This is a genomic window from Flammeovirga pacifica (assembly GCF_000807855.2).
Lineage (GTDB): Bacteria > Bacteroidota > Bacteroidia > Cytophagales > Flammeovirgaceae > Flammeovirga > Flammeovirga pacifica.
Genome location: NZ_JRYR02000001.1, coordinates 3,106,017 through 3,125,855, shown reverse-complemented (window position 1 = coordinate 3,125,855; position 19,839 = coordinate 3,106,017). Strand labels below are relative to the sequence as shown.

Annotated in this window: 15 protein-coding genes; 7 read left to right on the top strand and 8 right to left on the bottom strand. The window is 31.7% G+C overall.

What is annotated here, in order from left to right; translation table 11 throughout:
* Positions 1 to 15: 15 nt before the first annotated feature.
* From NH26_RS12210 to NH26_RS12200, 3 genes are all read right to left on the bottom strand, one after another.
* The gene (locus NH26_RS12210; protein ID WP_044224025.1) at positions 16 to 5,373 is read right to left on the bottom strand and encodes a hypothetical protein; all 5,358 of its coding nucleotides are present in this window, start codon (positions 5,371 to 5,373) and stop codon (positions 16 to 18) included.
* A gap of 144 nt (positions 5,374 to 5,517) precedes the next feature.
* Positions 5,518 to 6,336: a 50S ribosomal protein L11 methyltransferase gene (gene prmA / locus NH26_RS12205; protein WP_044224027.1), complete on the bottom strand. Its 819-nt coding sequence runs from the start codon at positions 6,334 to 6,336 to the stop codon at positions 5,518 to 5,520.
* A 3-nt stretch (positions 6,337 to 6,339) separates the two neighbouring features.
* Entirely contained in the window at positions 6,340 to 6,834 is a 495-nt protein-coding gene (locus tag NH26_RS12200; protein WP_044224029.1) for a dihydrofolate reductase, read from the bottom strand.
* 359 nt (positions 6,835 to 7,193) lie between these two features.
* Here NH26_RS12200 and NH26_RS12195 point away from each other — a divergent pair, with 359 nt between their 5' ends.
* Positions 7,194 to 8,015, top strand: coding sequence for a hypothetical protein (locus tag NH26_RS12195; RefSeq protein WP_044224030.1), 822 nt, complete (start codon positions 7,194 to 7,196; stop codon positions 8,013 to 8,015).
* Positions 8,016 to 8,196: 181 nt separating this feature from the next.
* Here NH26_RS12195 and NH26_RS12190 read toward each other — a convergent pair whose 3' ends face one another.
* Both NH26_RS12190 and NH26_RS12185 read right to left on the bottom strand, forming a co-directional pair.
* Positions 8,197 to 9,978 carry a L,D-transpeptidase family protein gene (locus NH26_RS12190; protein ID WP_044224032.1) on the bottom strand — a complete coding sequence of 594 codons (1,782 nt, stop codon included), beginning with the start codon at positions 9,976 to 9,978 and terminating at the stop codon, positions 8,197 to 8,199.
* Positions 9,979 to 10,024: 46 nt separating this feature from the next.
* Entirely contained in the window at positions 10,025 to 10,501 is a 477-nt protein-coding gene (locus NH26_RS12185; RefSeq protein WP_071397153.1) for a MarR family winged helix-turn-helix transcriptional regulator, read from the bottom strand.
* Between the two features lie 379 nt (positions 10,502 to 10,880).
* Between NH26_RS12185 and NH26_RS12180 the strand changes: the two genes are divergently transcribed.
* The 5 genes from NH26_RS12180 (at position 10,881) to fmt (ending at position 15,404) form a co-directional block, all read left to right on the top strand.
* Positions 10,881 to 11,216 carry an Hsp20/alpha crystallin family protein gene (locus NH26_RS12180; RefSeq protein ID WP_044224034.1) on the top strand — a complete coding sequence of 112 codons (336 nt, stop codon included), beginning with the start codon at positions 10,881 to 10,883 and terminating at the stop codon, positions 11,214 to 11,216.
* Positions 11,217 to 11,223: 7 nt separating this feature from the next.
* Positions 11,224 to 11,628, top strand: coding sequence for an Hsp20/alpha crystallin family protein (locus tag NH26_RS12175; RefSeq protein WP_052432037.1), 405 nt, complete (start codon positions 11,224 to 11,226; stop codon positions 11,626 to 11,628).
* A gap of 180 nt (positions 11,629 to 11,808) precedes the next feature.
* Positions 11,809 to 13,581 carry an outer membrane protein assembly factor BamD gene (gene bamD / locus NH26_RS12170; protein ID WP_044224035.1) on the top strand — a complete coding sequence of 591 codons (1,773 nt, stop codon included), beginning with the start codon at positions 11,809 to 11,811 and terminating at the stop codon, positions 13,579 to 13,581.
* Positions 13,582 to 13,756: 175 nt separating this feature from the next.
* The gene (locus NH26_RS12165; protein ID WP_084812160.1) at positions 13,757 to 14,473 is read left to right on the top strand and encodes a TrmH family RNA methyltransferase; all 717 of its coding nucleotides are present in this window, start codon (positions 13,757 to 13,759) and stop codon (positions 14,471 to 14,473) included.
* Positions 14,474 to 14,480: 7 nt separating this feature from the next.
* Positions 14,481 to 15,404, top strand: a complete 924-nt coding sequence (gene fmt, locus NH26_RS12160; protein WP_044224036.1) for a methionyl-tRNA formyltransferase — start codon at positions 14,481 to 14,483, stop codon at positions 15,402 to 15,404.
* Positions 15,405 to 15,484: 80 nt separating this feature from the next.
* On the opposite strand, the gene NH26_RS12155 is transcribed toward fmt, so the two are convergent.
* The 3 genes from NH26_RS12155 to NH26_RS12145 all read right to left on the bottom strand — a co-directional run bounded on the left by NH26_RS12155 (position 15,485) and on the right by NH26_RS12145 (position 18,500).
* Entirely contained in the window at positions 15,485 to 16,495 is a 1,011-nt protein-coding gene (locus NH26_RS12155; RefSeq protein WP_044224038.1) for a hypothetical protein, read from the bottom strand.
* Between the two features lie 217 nt (positions 16,496 to 16,712).
* Entirely contained in the window at positions 16,713 to 17,258 is a 546-nt protein-coding gene (locus NH26_RS12150) for an AP2/ERF family transcription factor (protein WP_044224040.1), read from the bottom strand.
* 156 nt (positions 17,259 to 17,414) lie between these two features.
* On the bottom strand, positions 17,415 to 18,500 hold the full coding sequence (locus tag NH26_RS12145) for an Ldh family oxidoreductase (RefSeq protein WP_044224042.1): 1,086 nt from the start codon (positions 18,498 to 18,500) through the stop codon (positions 17,415 to 17,417).
* 338 nt (positions 18,501 to 18,838) lie between these two features.
* Here NH26_RS12145 and NH26_RS12140 point away from each other — a divergent pair, with 338 nt between their 5' ends.
* Positions 18,839 to 19,828 (top strand): glycosyltransferase, encoded by a 990-nt coding sequence (locus NH26_RS12140; protein WP_044224043.1) that lies wholly within the window; start codon positions 18,839 to 18,841, stop codon positions 19,826 to 19,828.
* Positions 19,829 to 19,839: the final 11 nt, after the last annotated feature.

The window sequence follows — 19,839 nt, the reverse complement described above, 5'->3', positions numbered from 1 at the left end:
CATTTTCTATTAGGCTTAGAAATCATCTCCATCATCTTCATCTTCTACAGGAATTTCATCCATACTTCCGCCGTCTTCATCTTCTTCACTACTTCCTTCATCATCAACACCACCAAAATCATTACCGAAATCATCTTCAGGAATTTCTGGTGATAGTTGTTTGTCAAGTTCGTCTGTGTATCTAGATGGAGGCATTTGCCCATCTCTATAATTAGCGTAGAACCTTTCTAAGAATGCAGAAGTAAGTTCTGGAGTTGATAAAGTTAAACCCTTTTGTTTTTCTAAAAAGGTATTAAATTCTTTATTCGAACTAAATATACTCAATTCTTCATTTTGAAGACGAATATAGTACCAAGTTCCTGTAGGTCCTTCTAAAAATAGATTGACTACATCATCAGTTTCTTCTCCTCCATCATCTCTATTTTCTTCTTTAGGAACTTCTATAAACCCTTTGATTTGAGTGTTCACAAATTCACCAAAAGTAGACAATAATTTAATCTCGTCTTTAGTAGAATAGAAGGCTGCATATTCAGAACTCCATTCTATTTCGTTATCAAGAATTACTAAATAATTTGATAATAAACTCGTAATACTTTTGCTTTGTAGATAACCTTCTAATTGTGATGGGGTAAATAAAGAAGTAATCTGATGGTTTAATTCCCCTAACTCTTCAATATTATAGTCTTCATCAATTACTTTGATAGCATCTTCGCTATTTGAAGATAAGAAAGTCTTTAAATTATTAGATGCACTTGAAGATGGTTTTATTCCTCCTATAGCAAAAGATGCCTTCATTTTAGTTTCTGACAAGCCATAATAAGCGTAACCATCCACACCTGCAAGCATAGGGGTAACTTTAGATTTGTTATCAATGGAAATAAAGTTGAATTTACCTTGGAAGTTGATCTTCTTATCATCTGGGCTATAAGACATAAAGTTACCTAGATAAGGCGTGAGTACTTTGTCTTCTTCAGAATCTTTGTAAAAAGCTTCAGGTTTTATGTGATAAACACCATGTTGACTAGTACCATCTTTTGAGTCAAAAGTTAATCTACCTTCAATATCAAATAGGCCTCTAATATTATCAGCTCTATAATCTTCTGGTCTAGAAATAAATGAGTTGTTGATTTCGTAATTGAGGTTATCATAATATAAACCAGTGATTAAAGGAAGCCCTTCATCTGTTGATTTAATTGTTTTATCAATAATAACATGAGCAATGGTGTCTTCTTCACCGTGAATATCATCATTCCTAGATTCGTAACTAAACCATTTGTTCTCTACATTCGGTATAGACATCCTTACATTTCCGTCTTTAAAACGAGTAGCTTTTTTACTTTCTGTAAGTCCGATTTTACCATAATATTCTAATCCGCCTAAAAACATAAGAGGGTCTTCCTGCTTTATAGCACCGTATGCTCTTGCTTCTAAAGTGTTTTCTTGAGTAGAATTACTATAATATTCTTTCTCTGTTACTCTATCTATTCTAATGATTTTCTCTTCTCCAAGGTTATTTCTATAGAGATAGTCTCCTGTAGCCTCTAATTGGGTTCTTGATAAAAGCTTTACATTCGCATTAAATATTCTGTGTTTATCGTCTAATTCAGAATATTTACCAAGAATGATCGTAGCATTTTCTAGGTTTTCAATCTCTGCGTTTTGTTTCACATGAATAATACGATTATTCGAGTCTAGAAGGACTCTGATATTACTAATATCAATATAATCTACATCAATGATATTTAGTTTATTATTCACAAGGTCGTAATAAGCAGAATCTCCTTTAATTAAAAGTGAATCTTGTTCTGGCTTAGTAGAAATAAAGTGTCCTTTGATGTTGTTTTCACTATTCATCAAAATGTTTTTATTATTCACATCCCATTTGGCTTTGTTGATCGAAGTTTGGAATTGAACAAAAGGGAAGGTTAGAACAGATTCTGTATTTGAGTTGGGTTCAGTTCTAAGGTTGACAATATTTTGTTTGATATTTCTTAATACCATTACATCATTACCAAGCATAGAAGGTTCTCCATCAATTCCTGAATAGATCAAAAATTTTGAGTGTCTACTAACATAAATATCTTTTTTAAAGTGGATGTTGGAAGACCTGTTATATGAATCTGCTGTTTCGATTTCTCCCATACCAAAGACTTCGTTAGGTACAAGTGCTAATTCACCACTAAACTTAATATCGTCTCTATAGACCGTAAACGGCTTTTCATGCGTTCCTTTAAAAGACATACTGTCTCTATTAACGAACCAGCGCATATCATAAGTACTCATGGTTACTTTAGGGTGCACTTCGGATTCTATAATACCTGCTGTACCTGTTGTGGTTAAAGAATCAGAATAAAAGATAAAGTCTTCTGATTTAAACTCACTACCTAAGTAATATAATTCACCTTTACCTCTAATTCCTTTATGATTAAGTGTAATGGTACCATCAAAATCACCTTTTCCTTTGATAGAATCTTTTACGTTCAAGAATTTAGGATTTAGATAAACAGGCCATCCTCTTGGATTGGACCATTCTTGATCCTGATCGGTTTCCCTTTCCAAAGTAAAAATACCACTTTGTTGGTCCATACTTACCTCGTCTCGGAATGTCGGGAAAATACCTCCAGAGTTAAATACGCCATCAAAAGTAACATCTGAATGTATTTTAGAGGCATCTACTGTAAAAGTATCAAGTTCGAATACAATTCTTCTATCGTAAGCATTATTAAGTACTGATTTTCTATCATAGAAAATACGACCACCTGTACTTGAATCAGATTTAGCACTAAAAGATGGGTACCCTTCAATATCTAATAATCCACTTTTATTAAATAGCTTATTGATAAATAGTGTACCACCTGTTTCTACTAACGGGTTGGGTGATTCTATTTTTTTACCAGAAACAGAATCTTCAACGATAAAATTAATGGAATCAACTTCGGCAAGTTTAATCAAGAAACTATCGTAGTTGAAAATAAATTTCCTACCTCTAAATATGTATGTACCTGCAACAAACTTTCCTCCGAAGATAATCTTCCTATCATGTGTAATTTGAATACCAGCACTATCAGGTTCAGCATAAACATTTAACGAATCTGATATAGGGAAATAAGGTACTTTTTTTAATGTAAGTACCGAAGAATCATCCATTGAAAGTGTGGCATTGGCAGAATTATCGTCTGGGAATAATGAAGCAATAGCTATATTATCAAAGTCTCTTTCGATCAAAGCTTCTTCTTGATTCATAGAAAGATTATCGTAATTCAGTCTTGCTGTAAACTGAGCTCTACGCCTTTCACTTGAAGCAAAATAATATCGATCATAATATTTATAAGCTTTATCATTTAGCTGAATAACATTACTGTATGGATTATATTCTATTAGGCCTTCTAGAGCCATTGCTTCTAAACTTTCTTTAAATAGTTCCTCATTAATATTTGTTTTTTGAAGTACCTGACTCATTTCAAAACATTGTCTTCTATAGTTTCTAGAGTAAGTAACTAGCATAACTAAAGGATGAAACTTTTTGAAACCTTGGATTCTATTAAAAAATCCGGTTTGGAAAAAGTCATCAGATTCAACAATTAATGGTATTACCTTTTCTCCCCCAGTAATTCTAAATTCAAGAGAGTCTTTTTGAAGGTCCATAGTGACGGCATCAGCAAAGACGTTCATTTTTTGATTACTTAGCTTGAAGGCATTAAAACGATAAATATCTGTAGTCTTTCTGAAGTAAACATTTTCACTACTATCATTTAATGATAAGCTCATGTTTACACTAGGATGAGTTAGTGTATCTCCATCGGCATAATAGAGGGTTAAATTACTTGATTTAGATCTAATGACTTTATTGTCATCATTAAACCTCCAAGCTTTATTTGATGAAATTTTAAATAATGTTCCTGAGTCTGATTGATAAGTTAATTTACTGGGAGCTCCAGAAATCGCTTTAGAAGCAATGTTTTTTCCTTTTATCGCAAACCCGCCCTTAAATTTTATATTTTCCTTAAGGCCACTCCAATCATAGGTATTGTTATAACTAACAAATTGAGGGTAATTAGCCTTCTCTGGGTTTTTATTATGATGTCCACTTTTATAAGTAAAAGCACCAATTGCAGTTGTATCTAAAATTCCTTCATAGTACATTTCAGCATGGTCTGCTTCTATATGGGCTATTCTTGTATCAAAGCAGAAATAAGGAAGTTCTGTCCAGACAGAATCTTTCGAAAAACCAACATTCTCCCAATAAAAACGTCCACCACGACAGATTAAAGTATCTGATTGGAAAAGAAGCGTACCGACGGTTTTTTCTAATAGAACGGTATCATATTTAGTAGAAATAATAAGGTCTGCTTCAGTGATTTTTAACATAGGTCCTTCTTCAGGAGGCATTTCTGCAATTCCAGGATCATATGCTGTGATTTCGGCAACTTCAACAGCACAGTCATTGATCATTTTATGAATTTCTGTGTACTCTTCTTTGTCATTATCTTCGTCATAATGAGAAATGTTACTATCATCTCCCGACCAAGAGTCACCCCAATCAGAAGAGTCATCATCCCAACTATTATTATCGTTACTATCTCCCCAGTCAGAAGAAGAACTATCGTCATCCCAGCTATAATCATCACTACTACCACTATCCCCACTATCATCCCAGCTATATTCTTCTTCTTGGGAATTATTAGAGGTGCTTTCTTCTGAGGCTTCTTCTTTATTTTCGGATGTTTCATCCTCACCAAACCAATCTTCTTTTGGAGCTTCTTCTTCTTTGAGTGCTACTTCTTTCACAATCATCTCTTCGGAAATTGCACCGTCAGAACTTAGTTTATGTGTAAAAGTAAATTCCCCTCCATTGACCTTAATATTGGTATATTTTGATTTTTGCAAATAACCATCATCAAGGAATAAGTGTGTTTTATTAAAAAAGTTTTGTGTGATTTTAGGAGAATAAGCTAATAAACTTGTATCTGCAATTTCTAAGAATCGGGTAAATTGAGAATTAAGCCTTTGTCCTGAATCAAGAAAGGCTATGATACAATTGTAATAAGCAGCAGCTTGTTTTCTATAAAGAATTCTATTTTTATGAAGTCTTTTAGTGGATTTATAAATCCATTTTTTTTGATTGTCGTCAATGACATTGTTTTCCCAGTGAGATTCAAAATCATCAAAAATTGAGTCAGTACCATACCTAACCCCTTTATGAAGATAAAGGTTAAGGTCGACAAGAAAACTATCGTATTCTGCGAAGAGTCTAAAATGTTGATTTTTATCCTCTTGGACTTTCTTTTTTTTAGTTTGCCCTAATAAATCAGGTGAGGTAAAAAAAATAGAAAGGATAAAAAGTAAGAGTATATATCTGAATTTTGATATCATTTTTTGAATCAAAAGTAGGCTTTGGAAAAACAAAAAAGCTGTAATCGAATGTGGCTTCAGTTACAGCCTAAAGTATTGTACCTTAATTTGCAAAAAATAATCCAAATTATGCTTCTTACCTTAATCGATGAAAAATTATAGCTATTAATTTTTGAATATGGCACTAATCCAATTATCTTTTTCAAGATGAGAATCATACTTTAATCCAAATTCTGCCGCTCTTTCTTTAATGATAGGAAGGTCTTCAGAATAAAAACCACTTAATAATAACAAGCCATTTTCATCAAGTAAACTATGGTAGGTTGGCATCTCGTCTAGAAGTACATTTCGATTGATATTAGCTAAGACAATTTCGTATTTGTCTAGCTTTTCCATATCGCTTACAGTACCACAAGTTACCCGGATGTCAACGTTATTTAAGGTAGCATTTTCTAATGCATTTTCACAAGACCAATCTTCAATGTCACAAGCATCAACTTGTTGAGCTCCAAGTATTTTAGCCATAACTGCCAAGATACCTGTTCCACAGCCTAAATCGGCTACATTTTTATTCTGATGGTCTATAGAAAGTTGATTTCTCAACATTAAAGTCGTTGTAGCATGATGACCTGTGCCGAAAGACATTTTTGGAGTAATGATAATTTCATACTTGTACTTAGGATCTTTTTCATGAAAAGATGCTCTAATTTGAAGATCATCAGATATTTCTACAGGATTGTAGTGACTTTCCCATAGCTTATTCCAGTTCTGTTTTTCTTGTTCTTCAATTGTATAAGTAATTTGGTCATCAAAAAAACTCAACGCCTCTTTTACTTCTCCTTCTTGGAATAGCGTACTTTCAATCGACGCTTCAAATCCGTTTTCATTTTCTAGGAATGCGTCAAAACCAACATTTCCAAGAATTGCTTGTACTACTTCACTAAGTGCTTCAGTACAATTTACATTGATGACCGTGTATTTCATTATTTACTTTCTGATGTAATTGACAAATGAGTATGTATAAGGTGATTGCTCACTTTTAGGGTATTCAAATCTAGATATTTCCATATAATCATTATTTGATATTTCAGGGAAGAAAGTATCTCCTGAGAACTGATCATGGATTTCTGTAATATAAAGTTTATCAGCTAATGTAATTGCTTCTTGATATAAGACACCACCACCAATAATAAAAACTTCATTTTCACCTTTGCTTCTTGCTAACTCTATAGCATCTTGAAGACTAGAAGATAATACTCCACCATCAAAAGTTTGATAATCTTTATTTCTAGAAATGACAATATTTAAACGGTTTGGTAAACACTTTCCTATAGATTCATGAGTTTTTCTACCCATAATCACACAGTGTCCTGAAGTTACTTTTTTAAAATATTTAAGGTCTGCAGGTATATGCCAAATAAGTTGATTGTCTTTTCCTATCACATTATTTGCAGCTTTGGCAACGATGATAGATATTTTCATGTTTTTAATTTTTAATCAATACGTATTCTTGCTTTGTAGTGTAGTCATAATGAAGATTACTCGTTCATAATGAAAAATAAATTGGAAGTTTCACTACTTCAAAAATGAAAAATTTAAATAATAATCTTCATCCGGTAAAAATAAGGGAAAGATCTTTAAAATTTTACGATTAATATGAAAAGGTGACTTGTAGTAATCAATAATAGAATGTAAATTAGATAATTGCCATGGTTCTGTAGATAAATTATCTAATAATGTGTTTTTCTAGTAGATCCATGAAATTTATTCAACCCATAGAGATGTTTTAGTAAACACTCTTTATATTATCATCTGACATTTGTATTAAAATCTTAACTCACTTGAAAAAGAAATATTTTAAAATAATACTATTACTACTTTTTGCATTCCCTTTTTCTGGTTATGCTCAATTCCCTGTAGAGGAAGAAGATGAGTATTATGAAAAAGAATGGGCTTTTGGCGTAATGATGAATACTTACGGTGGTTTTATCGGAGGTATTTCGATACGTCATGCAAGAAATTACTTTTACCGTCATAAAATAGTTCAATCCTTAGGCCAAGGGTCTGGTAAAACTAAAGTTTCTACAGGAACAGTAGGTAAAATTGATAAGGAAGGAAAATACCACTCTTTCAACCTTGAAATCTTAGGAATTAGACACCCAAAAGAGCAAAAACGTCAAGCCTCTCCAACAGGAGAAGGTGTAGTTTATGGTAAGATGAACCGACTTTATGCTATTCGTCCTATGTTTGGTAAAGAATGGTTATTATTTAAAAAAGCTAGAAAACAAGGAGTGCAGGTAAATGTGATTGGTAGTGTGGGACCATCAATTGGTGTTATTGTTCCTTATTTAGTGAAGTATAATGATGACGGTAATACAGTAACTGGACAATTAGATCAAGATGGGTACCTTCAGAAATATAGTCAAATTCTAGGGACAGCCTCTTTTGGAGAGGCTTTATCAAAAGCAAGTGTTACTCCAGGTTTGGCTTTTAAAGCTTCTTTGTCTTTTGAGTTCGGAATGTCAAAAAGAAGTATTACTGGTATCGAAGCAGGGATTATTGGAGACCTCTATGCAAAGAAAGTACAAATTATGGCTACAGATGATAATAGAAACTTGTATGCAGCTATGTTTTTAACTTTTTTCTTTGGAAGTAGAAAATAAGAGAATGAAGTTTCTTTTTATAAAAAATAGTAAAGTCTTCATCAAGAATATATTTGATGAAATTTGAAAAATATATGTTTATTGAAATGTAATTTTCAATAAAAAACCTTTGTAACTAAGTTATTCAGTTACAAAGGTTTTTTTTATGGAGATTACAGAATGTAATTGGATACTTATTTTATTAATAAGGCTTCTTGTCGAGTTGTTTTAATACCCTTTTATCTCTAGAATAAACATCTTCGTAAAAATGAATAGCCTCTTCTGGACCTAACATAGCAGTAAAATACATCAAATACACTGTCGGACGATGCATTATAATTACTCTTTTTAGTTCACCTTTTTCAATTATTTTATTGATGTTTTCCTCAGAATATTTATCATCCTCAAGAAGAATAGACGCTAATTTTACGGGTTGATATACACGAATACAACCATGGCTAAAAGCTCTAGTATTTCTACTAAATAAATACCTTGATGGAGTATCATGAAGATATATCGAATATTTATTAGGAAAGATAAACTTTACATGCCCTAATGCATTGCCATGTCCAGATCCTTGTACAATCGTATAAGGGAAATTATTCTGTTTAATTGATTTCCAATCGACAGTAGTTGCATCTACTTCTACATTACTGCGATTGTAGAGTTTCATATTATTTCTTGTAAGATAAGACACATCCTTTTTTAACTTTGGAAGCATTTCTTTCGAGGCAATACTGTAGGGAACCGTCCAAGTAGGATTAATATCTATGTAGCTTAACTTAGCTTTAAAAACAGGCGTTTGATGGAAAGGCTTTCCAATAATCACTTTTGTTTGATAGTACCATTTTTTGTTTTTATGTAAGTACAGCTCAAAACTAGGGATATTGACAAAAATAAAGTTGTCCTTTTCTTCATGATTAATCCATCGAGTACGTTCAAGGTTAATTCTAAGCGTATTTATACGTTCATCAATTGGAATATTTAATGCCTTTTGAGTTGCTTTTCCTACCTGTCCATCAGGAACTAATCCATACATTTTCTGAAATTTGATGACTGATTTTTTTAAATTTTCATCAAATACAGATGATACAGTATCTAAATAAGATACTTCTACCCAAGAGGAATCATAATATGGAATTGGAGAATAAGGAATGATTGATTTAATAGTATCAATCTCTGGCTGAATGGAAGGAGAATTGACCACTGTAACACCTTCTGATTGAGTTCTTAGTAAAGTGTCAATTTTTAAAATAGTGGTATCAAACCTAAAGAGTGTTTGGGTAGTTGCAAGGCGTTTTCTTAAATAGGGGATTTCATCATTTTCAACACCAATTTCGAGATTATCCATCTTTGGTAGCTTATGCCACCCACCGTTCTCTTTAATTTTTCGAAATTCAAATAAAGCAGACTTTAAACCTGTATAAAGCTCATTGTCTGATTTTAATTGCTGAATTGCTTCTTTTATTAAATTACCCTTTATTGGTTCTAAGAATAATTCAATTCTATCGCCATCAAACTCTTTAGTGTCATAATTCCACGTAGAAGAAATTTGTTCAGGTTGTACTTTTCCCCATATTAAATGAGAAGACAATAAGATACCTGCATCAGTTAGTAGAATGTCTAATTTTGCTAGATCATAGTCACTAGGAACTTCTATTTCTCTTAACTCATTTATTTTTTCTAAATGATAATGTTCAGGATCTAATCCATCGTGATACGCATCATGTATACAGAAAAGAAGGTCATTGATATTGGTTGTATCTGTCCAAACGGGTTGGTACTCTAAACGTTGGTATAACAACGGCATTAAACTGTCTGAAAAAACAGTAAATTCAGGATCCTCTTTGACCGTAGAAAGGATGGATTTTATTTCATTTTGAATAGCATTTTGAGCGTTCAGCCCATTAGAATATAAGCTGAACGTCAAAAGAAATAAAATAGCGTAGGATTGAAGTCGAAAAAAAGTAGAAAGTTTGTTCATCGTTGATGATTAAAGATGTGTTTTGTTAATCACATCCATTAGTGAATTAGTCTTCCGTAATTTGTTTATGATATCTATTAATATTACTCAAACATTTTTGTAGAATAATTACTGCACTCTCGATTTCATCTAAATCAATGCCATCTGTTATTTCTAAAATAGCATGCTCAGCTATATTCAACACTTTGTCTTTTAAATCTCTTGCTCTACGAGTTAAGTAAACAAGTTTAGAACGCTTATCAGTAGGATTAGGTACTCTTGTAACAAGGTTGTTTTTTTCCATGTTATCAATAAGACTTGTAATACTTGCTCTATTTTTTAATAAGAAATTGGCAAATTCTTGTTGTGCTCTGCCGTCTTTTTCCCAAAGCATTACTAAAACATCCCACTGTTCTCTAGAAATAGGGATTTCAGCTTTTTCGAAAGCTCTACCCAAAGCATAATTACCTAATCTTGAAGTTTGTGCGATCATTTTTGTGAGGCGTCTTCTTTGTTCTGCCTCTTCTCCCATAAGGTTACTCATTGTTATAAATTAATTAGAAACAATTTTTTCGAATTTGATATTAATAAACAACCAAGTTAATGTATTGTTTGTGTTTAACCAAAATATAATCAAATGTTAAGAAACATAAAAAATAAAGTGGATGAAAAAAGAAACGACAAGCGAGGGGAGAAAAGGTAAAAATGTCCTGTTATTTTATCAATAACCACCTTTATTTTGACATTTTGTCATTTAAAAGTTCTTTGTTTTGAAGAAGAAGCGTCAAAATGTCATTAAAATAATATTGGTATACTCATTGTCTAATTGTTTTTGAAATTGAATAATAATTTGAATTAAAAATAGTCAAGAAATGAGTATCAATAATAATTGCTATCGAACTAAAAATAGATCAAAAAATTTGATGAATTATAAATATAATATTCCTGTAAATATTATTGAGAATGATTCAGAATATGTTTTAGAGTTTATTGTTCCAAAATATAAAAAAGAAAACTTTACTATTGAAATTGAGGATAATAAGATTACTGTTTCTTATAAATCAGATATTAAACAATCAGAAGAAACTAATCCAAAGTATTTATTAAACTCCTATCAAGTAATTGATTTTGTGAAAAAATATAAATTACCAAAAGATGTAAATATTGAAACATTTAATGCACTATTTGATCAAGGTATTTTGAAAATTAAACTTCCAAAATCAGACAAAAAATCATCTTTACAAATTAAAATAAAATAATAAAATTATGAGATATACAGTAAATAATCACCCAACTTCATTGTTTTCATCATTATTTAACGATGTTGCTAATGTAATAGACAATGTAAATGTTACTTCAAATCAAGTTCCTGTAAATGTTTTAGAAGCAGAGGATGGATTTACGTTAGAAGTTTTTATTCCCGGATTAAAAAAGGAAGAAGTTAGTATTTCTGTAGATGATAATAAATTGAAAGTGGCTTATACTCACAATCAAGATAAAGAAGTGAAATACTTAAAAAGAGAATTTATAATAAAAGATTTTGAAAGAACTTTTAATCTGCCGAATACGATAGACATTGAGACAATAGAAGCCAATTTTGAGCAAGGTGTTTTATCGATCTCACTACCGAAAAGTGAAAAATCGCAGAAGAAAACAATCGAAATTCAATAATAACATAAAATTTCTGTGAAATAATGAGCCAACTTGAGTAATCAAGTTGGCTTTTTTTATTAATCCACCTTGAATTCTTTAAATTGCAAGTTGTATTATTTAATAGATAAGTAACTCTGCTTTTTCTATACAATTTGTACTTTTTAATAACGGTTAAATTTGACACTTCTGTCATCGACTATGAAGCGACTTTATACAGTTCTTTTTTGTTTAATTTTTTCTTTCTCTGCCTGGTCACAAGATGGTCCTGGTAAATCTGAAGCTGAACATTACGCTTATGCTAAAAAATTGGTAGATCAAGGAAATTATCAACCTGCAATTACCATTTTAGAAAAAACATTATTGATGAAGAATGCTTCTCATCAACCTTATGTTTTAATGCTCATGGCAACAGCCAATTATAAGGAAGGGAATTTTGATGAAACACTTCAGAACCTAAATCAAATTGAAACTCAGTATTCTGATTGGAATAATAAAGAGGAAGTAACTTACCTAAAGGGATGTAGTTATTTAAAGAAAAATGATTTAGATAATGCAATTGCTTCCTTTTCTGATTTAAAAACAGACTCATATAAAAAGGATGTTGATTCATTCACTCAGCATTACGTAAATACGCTTACAATAGATGAATTAAAGACATTGTCTGAAAAGTATAATGATAATGAAATTCTAAAGGTTGAATTATTAGAAAAACTTCAATCTCAACCCAAAGATCAAGTCGATCAAATATTGTTAGAGAAATTAGCAGAGGAGTTAGGTATTGCAATTCATCATCATGTAATTAGAAAGACACAACATAAAGATGTCTATAATGTAGCAGTTGTCTTACCTTTCTTTACAGAATCTACAGATGGTAGTGCCTTGAGGGTGAAGAATGAATTTGTGTATAATATCTATCAAGGTATCTTAATCGCAAAGGATTATCTAGAAAAAAGAAATGTAAAATTGAATGTATTGACTTTTGATACAAAAAGAGATACAGCTCATGTTAAAGAAATTCTTTCTCAAGAAGATTTTAATAGTGTCGATCTAATTATTGGGCCACTTTACGCAGATATTATTCCTGTAGTTCAAAAATTCTCTAGTACTTCGGGTATTCCAATGGTTAACCCTATTTCTAGTAATAATATGATTATTGATGAGTATCCTAATTCATTTTTAGCAACATCAACTCATAATTCAATAGGTAAATATTTAGGAACTAAGCTTAGAAAAAAAGAATTAGAAAATTTAGAACTTTTACCTGAAGAAGATTCTATAAGAATAAAAGCAGATACGGTAGTATCTTATGTGATTTTTGGTCATTCGACAAAAGAAAAAGAGATGGCTAAATCATTTAAAGAAGCTTATGAAAAAGACGGTGGTAAAATTGCTGTTTTTCAAGAGTATGATCCTGTAGATGGGTTTAACGTTGCACAAGAACTTTTTGACCCACTAGGTTTTGTTGATTTGGATTCTATTCAGTTTGTGAAAGATTCTACTGCTCATGTGTTTATTTCTGTTACTAACGAAGTAGCTGCTTTAAGTACAGTGAGTGCTTTACTTTCTTTAGGTACAGTATCGGATACATATGTTCCTGAGGAATGGTTGAAATTTAAGCAATTGAGTTATACTCAAATGGAATCAGCAAGGATAAATATTCTGTACCCTAATTGGTATAATGATGATACATATAATGCAAAAACATTTATCAAAAAATACCAAGATAGGTTCAATAACCAACCTTCAGATTTTGTGTTTAAAGGATTTGAAACCATGTTTACTTTTGGTAATATCCTAAAAGACCATGGAAATGGATTTGTCAAACCATTGATGGAATCTGAAGCATTGAAACAAGGTTATATGCAAGAGGCTTATAACTATTATCAATCTCAAGACAATCAATATATCCCGATTATTCAATTTGTTGATGGTGATCTTAAAAATATGACACCACCTAAATTTGATCAATAAAGTGTTTTATCAGTTTGTTATTTAATATATAAACAAGCAGTAACGCATATCATATATCAATTATAAACAAACTGTTCCACAATCAGAGAATACATGTATTCAGATTGTAGAACAGTTTTTTTAATCACTTAAAGAAAAGCCCTTATTTTAAACGGGCCATGTTATTATATAAGGAATGCCATACGTTAATGAGAATTATGTAAAGTTCAACAATACTGATTACTTTAATCAGTATACAGAAGTGGAAGGACTGATCGATTATTTAAAACAATTTGCGACTCCTGAACGAATAGATAAAATTCAAGAGGTTTTAGCTCAAAGAACCAATCATCTTACTGTGCTATTGGAGGAAGTTTATAAACCTCAAAATGGAGCTGCTGTGATGCGTTCATGTGATTGTTTTGGTATTCAGCAACTACATGTTATTGATAAAGAAAATCAATTTCAATTGTCGACAAGTGTAGCAAAAGGATCGGCAAAGTGGGTAGATTTACATAAACATAATTCCTTAGCATCTTCGGTTGAACATTTAAAAGCAAAAGGGTATAAAATGGTAGCAACCTCACCTCATACAGAAATGGAGTTGGATGATTTACCTGTGGACGAACCCTTGGCCTTAATGTTTGGGAATGAATTTTCGGGTTTAACGGAAGAAGCAGTAGAGGCTGCAGATTACAAAATTAAAATACCTATGCATGGTTTTGCAGAAAGCTTTAATATATCAGTTTCAGCTGCATTAGTCTTGAATCAGTTAAGTACCAAAATGAGAAAATCACCTGATATTAATTGGCAATTAACTGACAAAGAAAAACACCTTATCGAAGGGGCGTGGGTATGCAAATCTCTCAAGTTTTTTGAGAATTTATCAAAGACTTATCTAAAGAAAAAATAAATAAAAAATGGCTAAAGATCTAAGAATTGTATTTATGGGGACACCCGATTTTGCGGTGCCATCATTAAAAATATTAGTAGAAAACGGTTATAATGTAGTAGGTGTAATTACAGCTCCAGATAAACCAGCAGGAAGAGGTAGAAAATTACAGTCATCACCTGTAAAGCAATATGCTGAAGAGGCAGGATTGAATATTCTACAACCGACTAACTTAAAAAATGAGGAATTTCAATCGGAGTTAAGAAATTTAGAAGTAGATCTTCAAATTGTAGTGGCATTTAGAATGTTACCTGAATCGGTTTGGGATATGCCTAAAATTGGCACTTTTAATTTACACGGGTCTTTATTACCAGATTATAGAGGTGCAGCGCCCATCAACTGGGCTATTATTAATGGAGAAAAAGTAACTGGAGTAACTACCTTTTTCTTAAAGCATGAAATTGATACTGGAGATGTATTATTTCAACAAGAAGAACCAATTCATGAAGAAGATACTGTAGGAGATGTGTATTACAGGTTAATGCAAATAGGAGGTGATCTTGTATTAAAAACGGTTCAGAAGATTGAAGAAGGAGATTATACTACTCAGCCTCAGGTTATCAAAGGTGAACCTAAACATGCTCCAAAAATATTTAAAGAAACATGTAAAGTAGATTTTAATCAAGATACCGAAACGGTCTACAATTTTATTAGAGGGTTGTCACCTTATCCTGCAGCTTGGACAGAGATTCAGGGGAAAACTTATAAATTATTTAAAGTAGGAAAAGTCTATAATCAAGAGATTGAAGCGAATGAAGATGGATTTGCTACGGATAATAAAAAGTATTTTTATATTAAAACTAACGACGGTTTTATTGAAGTAAAAGAATGGCAAATGCAAGGAAAAAAGCGAATGCCAATCGATGCTTTTTTATTAGGAAGTAAATTCTAATAACAGAAAATGCCCTATGTGATTATAACACAAAGGGCATTTATTTTAAGACTGATTTTTAATCAAATCTTATTTTTTTATTATGATCTCAGAAGTTTTAAAACAGGATAGATCGCATAAGCTGCACCACCTTTTACAAAAGAAAGTACCTCTTCTTTTTTAGGTAAATCAACAGGTGATAAACGAACTACTTTATCAGAAACTTCATCAATTACCGCATTAGTGGCGTCAGAAGTTTCTTTGATCATTTCAGAAACTGTATCAACCGGACTTTCAATTACTTTTTTAGTCGTATCAAATATTTTATCAGAAGTTTCTTTTACAAAACGATAAGAATCATCAATAATTCCATCTGCTTGATCTGTAAAATGATCTACTGTTTCATTTGATTTTTGATAAGCACCTGATGTGTAAGATTTGCCTTTCTCTAATACATCGCTGATCATGTTATTTGTAACATCAAGGGTCTTTTCAACAGCACCTTTAGTTATTTCTAAAACTTTGTTACTTGTTTCTTCAGCATTTTCTAAAGCTGCATCTGACAGACTTTTGGCTTCTTCCATCAAACGACCAGAAACTTCTTCAGACTTCACAATAAACTGTGCAGTTTTAGTGTTCATTTTCTCGATTGAATCTTTAGAGAAAGTATTCGCTTCTTTTACAAAAGAATGTGATGTTTTAGAAGATTTATCTAGCGTTTCAGTAAACGTGTCGTTGACTTTTGAAGTAGCTTCTTGAGCTTTCTCTTCAACTTTTTCTGCAGTTGCTTTTACTGTTTCTGTAGCTTTGTCAATATTTTGATTGATAGTCTCAACAGCCTCTTTAGATTCTTTTTGAACCTCTTTTGCTACAGAGGCAACTTTTTTAGAAGTGTCTTTAGTAGTAGCTACTTTTTGTTGAACAGTTTTTGTCGTACTCTTTACAGTTTCAGCAACTTTCTCAACATTTGGAATACTTGTTTGTGTTCCTTGAGTTTTTGATTGGGTACTTTTTGCACTCGTCTTTTTGGGAGTTGCTTTTCTTGTTCTTGTAGTTTTTGAACTAGAGCCAGCAGTGCTAGCTGTAGTGCTTTTTTTTCGTTGCTGTGCCATGATATTTTCTTTAACAGGTTATTTCTCAAACAAATTTAAACATGAATGACCATTTATTCATTATTAATACGTGTAAATCTTTGAAATTGATGCCTTTATAATAGAAAAAAGTAAAAAAAGCAGAAAAATAAAGGTAGATAAGTATAAAAATACTCATCTACCTATGAAATTAGATAGTATATATTCGCATTCGCTATTTGATAGCAGTAGTTTGTAATTAGTCTATTTCTTCTACTTTGTTTAAACTTTTAGTTTTACCAAAAAGCTCTTGAGATTTTTTATTGTAAGCTTCAGCAGCAGCTTCAGCAGTAGGGAATAATCCTAAATCGTAACGTTGACCTTTGGAGTATAGAACAGCTCGGAAAGTTTTACTACTTACTTTCACTACACCTCTATATCCAGTTTTGTTATGATGTTGTTTTTGATTTCTTCTTAATTCTGCCATAGTTGCCCATTCTAAATTTTTCTCTCGGCAATCTAGAGCATTTCCATTCTTAATTCTTACAAATAATCTTTTTGATGATTCAGGTTGATCAACAAATTTTTCAGCGACTAACTTATGTAAGTAAATGGTAATGTTTTGATACCCTCCTTTAGGTTTAGGATAGTTTTTTTGAAAGAAAACATATCCTGAGGCATGCATTCGAAGGTTTTCTAGTAAATTTATTTGCTTGTAATATTCATTATTTGTGATGAATTCATAAGCAGTACCAGATAAAAGAACATGCTGATCAGCATTCTTTAATTTGATTTTATAAAGCATTCGATTTGGTTTTAGATAGTAAGATGTTGACACAAAATTCCCTTAACACAGGTTTTTGTGAAAAAACTGATTGATAAAGCACTCTTTATTAAAGAGCAAAATAGAATGAAGTTGGTGTAGGTTTAGTATTTAACTAATAGATTGATATGGTTTAATTTATAGTACTAAACTGAATTTTTTTCCTACTTCTTCAAGGTCTTTTATTACTGGAGTTAATACAGGAATCCCTTCGGTTCTTCTTGAGTGTTCAATTTCTCTTTCAGGTGTACCAGGTATTAAAACTCTTTCTTGTCCTTCTACGGTTTCAGCATTTTTAAATCTTTGAATCCAATTATCCATATGAGATTTAAAGTCTTCTTTTGGTCTAAAAGCGTCTACACGCATAGCACCAAAGAAATGACCTAAACCTTCTCCAACAGGATCTTCAGGTAATGGAAGGAAGCTAACAAATGGAGGCGCCCAAGGTCCGTATCCTGCACCAGATAATACAGCAGATAAAATATCAACCATACTTCCTAAACAGAATCCTTTGTGGCTACTTCTCACTCTATCACTTCCTAACGGAAGTAATGCACCACCGCTTTTTAATGCAGCAGCATCGGTAGAAGGATTACCTACGTTGTCTTGTACCCATCCAATTGGGGCATCTTCTTGTTTACGCTGTAAGATTTCTAATTTACCATTGGCAGCCGTTGTAGTAGCGAAATCTGCAACGAAAGCAGGTTCTTTACCAGCAGGAATAGCCATGGCAATAGGGTTTGTACCTAATAATCTTTCTTTAGAGAAAGTTGGAGATACAAGTGGAGAAGCATTTGTCATAGACAAGCCAATCATATCATGCTGTAATGCCATCATAGCATGATAACCAGCAATACCATAATGGTTTGAATTTTTAACTGAAACCCATCCTGAACCTACATTTTCAGATTTGTCTATAGCTATTTGCATTGCTTTAGGTGCAACCACTAAGCCAAGACCAGCATCACCATCAATAGTAGCAGTACTAGGTGTTTCATGAATTACTTTAATATTAGGAGTAGGGTTAATTCTACCAGCTTCCCATAGTCTTACATAGCCAATTAATCTGGCCACCCCATGAGAGTCTACCCCTCTAAGGTCTGCAGATAACAATACATTTGCAGCTAAATTGGCGTCTTCTTCCGGGCAACCCATAGCTAAAAATACATTTTTACTAAATGAAAAAAGTTTTTCGAAAGAAACTAAATTAATCGCAGTTGACATGTAAGCTATATATTAAATTAAAGTAAATTGCTTCTTCGATATTCATGTTTTTTAATGAATATCTTAAGTAAGCATCAAATTAAAAATTGAAGATAAATGAATTATTTGATTAATTAAAAAGACAAGGCGATCTAAAGTTTTATTGAGTGTTAATCATTTAAAACAGTGCCTGTAGATTCAATTAATTCCATTATGATATACGCTTATATCCTTTGTAATTTTTGATAAATTTATATTTATAACCGTTAATTACATTGCAAATTTATCAAATTTAAAATTTTGGGCAAACTAATTAAAAATCAAACCTTAAAGAATTTAACAAACTGGAAAATCATTTTATGACCATCAGAATATCTATTTTAATAGCAGCAAGAAATGAAGAAGAGCATTTAAAAAAATGTGTTGATAGTTTGATCGATCAAGAATTAAATGAAGGAACCAAGATAAATATTCTAATCGGAAATGATCAGTCTGTTGATAATACTTTACAGATAGCACAACAATTAGAGAGTAACAATAAAAATGTAGAATGTTATGACATACCAAAGTCAAATAAACTTGAAGGGAAGTTGAATGTATTAGTTACTTTATCTAATAAAGCCAATTCGGATTATTTGTTGTTTGCAGATGCAGATACAATTTATCCTAAAACATGGGTAGGTTTAATGACAAAATCATTACAAAAGACTGAATTCATTACAGGGGTTACAATTCCTTTTGGTAATACTATTTGGAGTAGATGGCAAAAGTTGGAATGGATGTTAGCACTTAAAAATGTGTATTTACTCTCAAAGTTTAATATTCCAGTGACTTCGATGGGAAATAATATGGGTATAAAAAAGTCAACATTTGATAAAAATGGAGGGTTTAAGGACATTCAGAATACTGCCGTTGAGGATTATGCATTATTTCATCATCATATAAAAAAGAAAGGATCTTTTACTCAACTGTATCAAAGAGAAGTTCTAGCAAAAACGGCACCTGTAAGTAGTTTTAAATTTTGGCTTCAACAAAGAATTCGTTGGTATCAAGGAGGTAAAAAAGTACATCCTTTTTTAATTTTTTTAAATTACATTAATATTTTCACCCTCCCTTTTTTAGTCTTTTTTAGTTTGTTATATCCTTATATGTTTAAAGTGTTATTGGTCTACTATGTCAGTAAATTGATTTGGTATTCCGTGTCACAAAAACAATTAGGTTTAAAAATTGATTTTATTGCCACTCTTTTATTTGAGCCTATTTATACCATAAGTTATGCTTCTTTATTAGTATATAGTTTATTATCACCAAAGTTTGATTGGAAAGGAAGGGTTTATAATTCTGAATAAATAGATATGCT

Bases quoted from the DNA above. Each gene is read 5' to 3' on its own strand.
- NH26_RS12210 (WP_044224025.1), bottom strand. From the start codon at position 5,373: ATGATATCAAAATTCAGATATATACTCTTACTTTTTATCCTTTCTATT.
- prmA (WP_044224027.1), bottom strand. From the start codon at position 6,336: ATGAAATACACGGTCATCAATGTAAATTGTACTGAAGCACTTAGTGAA.
- NH26_RS12200 (WP_044224029.1), bottom strand. From the start codon at position 6,834: ATGAAAATATCTATCATCGTTGCCAAAGCTGCAAATAATGTGATAGGA.
- NH26_RS12190 (WP_044224032.1), bottom strand. From the start codon at position 9,978: ATGAACAAACTTTCTACTTTTTTTCGACTTCAATCCTACGCTATTTTA.
- NH26_RS12185 (WP_071397153.1), bottom strand. From the start codon at position 10,501: ATGAGTAACCTTATGGGAGAAGAGGCAGAACAAAGAAGACGCCTCACA.
- NH26_RS12180 (WP_044224034.1), top strand. From the start codon at position 10,881: ATGAATTATAAATATAATATTCCTGTAAATATTATTGAGAATGATTCA.
- NH26_RS12175 (WP_052432037.1), top strand. From the start codon at position 11,224: ATGAGATATACAGTAAATAATCACCCAACTTCATTGTTTTCATCATTA.
- bamD (WP_044224035.1), top strand. From the start codon at position 11,809: ATGAAGCGACTTTATACAGTTCTTTTTTGTTTAATTTTTTCTTTCTCT.
- NH26_RS12165 (WP_084812160.1), top strand. From the start codon at position 13,757: ATGCCATACGTTAATGAGAATTATGTAAAGTTCAACAATACTGATTAC.
- fmt (WP_044224036.1), top strand. From the start codon at position 14,481: ATGGCTAAAGATCTAAGAATTGTATTTATGGGGACACCCGATTTTGCG.
- NH26_RS12155 (WP_044224038.1), bottom strand. From the start codon at position 16,495: ATGGCACAGCAACGAAAAAAAAGCACTACAGCTAGCACTGCTGGCTCT.
- NH26_RS12150 (WP_044224040.1), bottom strand. From the start codon at position 17,258: ATGCTTTATAAAATCAAATTAAAGAATGCTGATCAGCATGTTCTTTTA.
- NH26_RS12145 (WP_044224042.1), bottom strand. From the start codon at position 18,500: ATGTCAACTGCGATTAATTTAGTTTCTTTCGAAAAACTTTTTTCATTT.
- NH26_RS12140 (WP_044224043.1), top strand. From the start codon at position 18,839: ATGACCATCAGAATATCTATTTTAATAGCAGCAAGAAATGAAGAAGAG.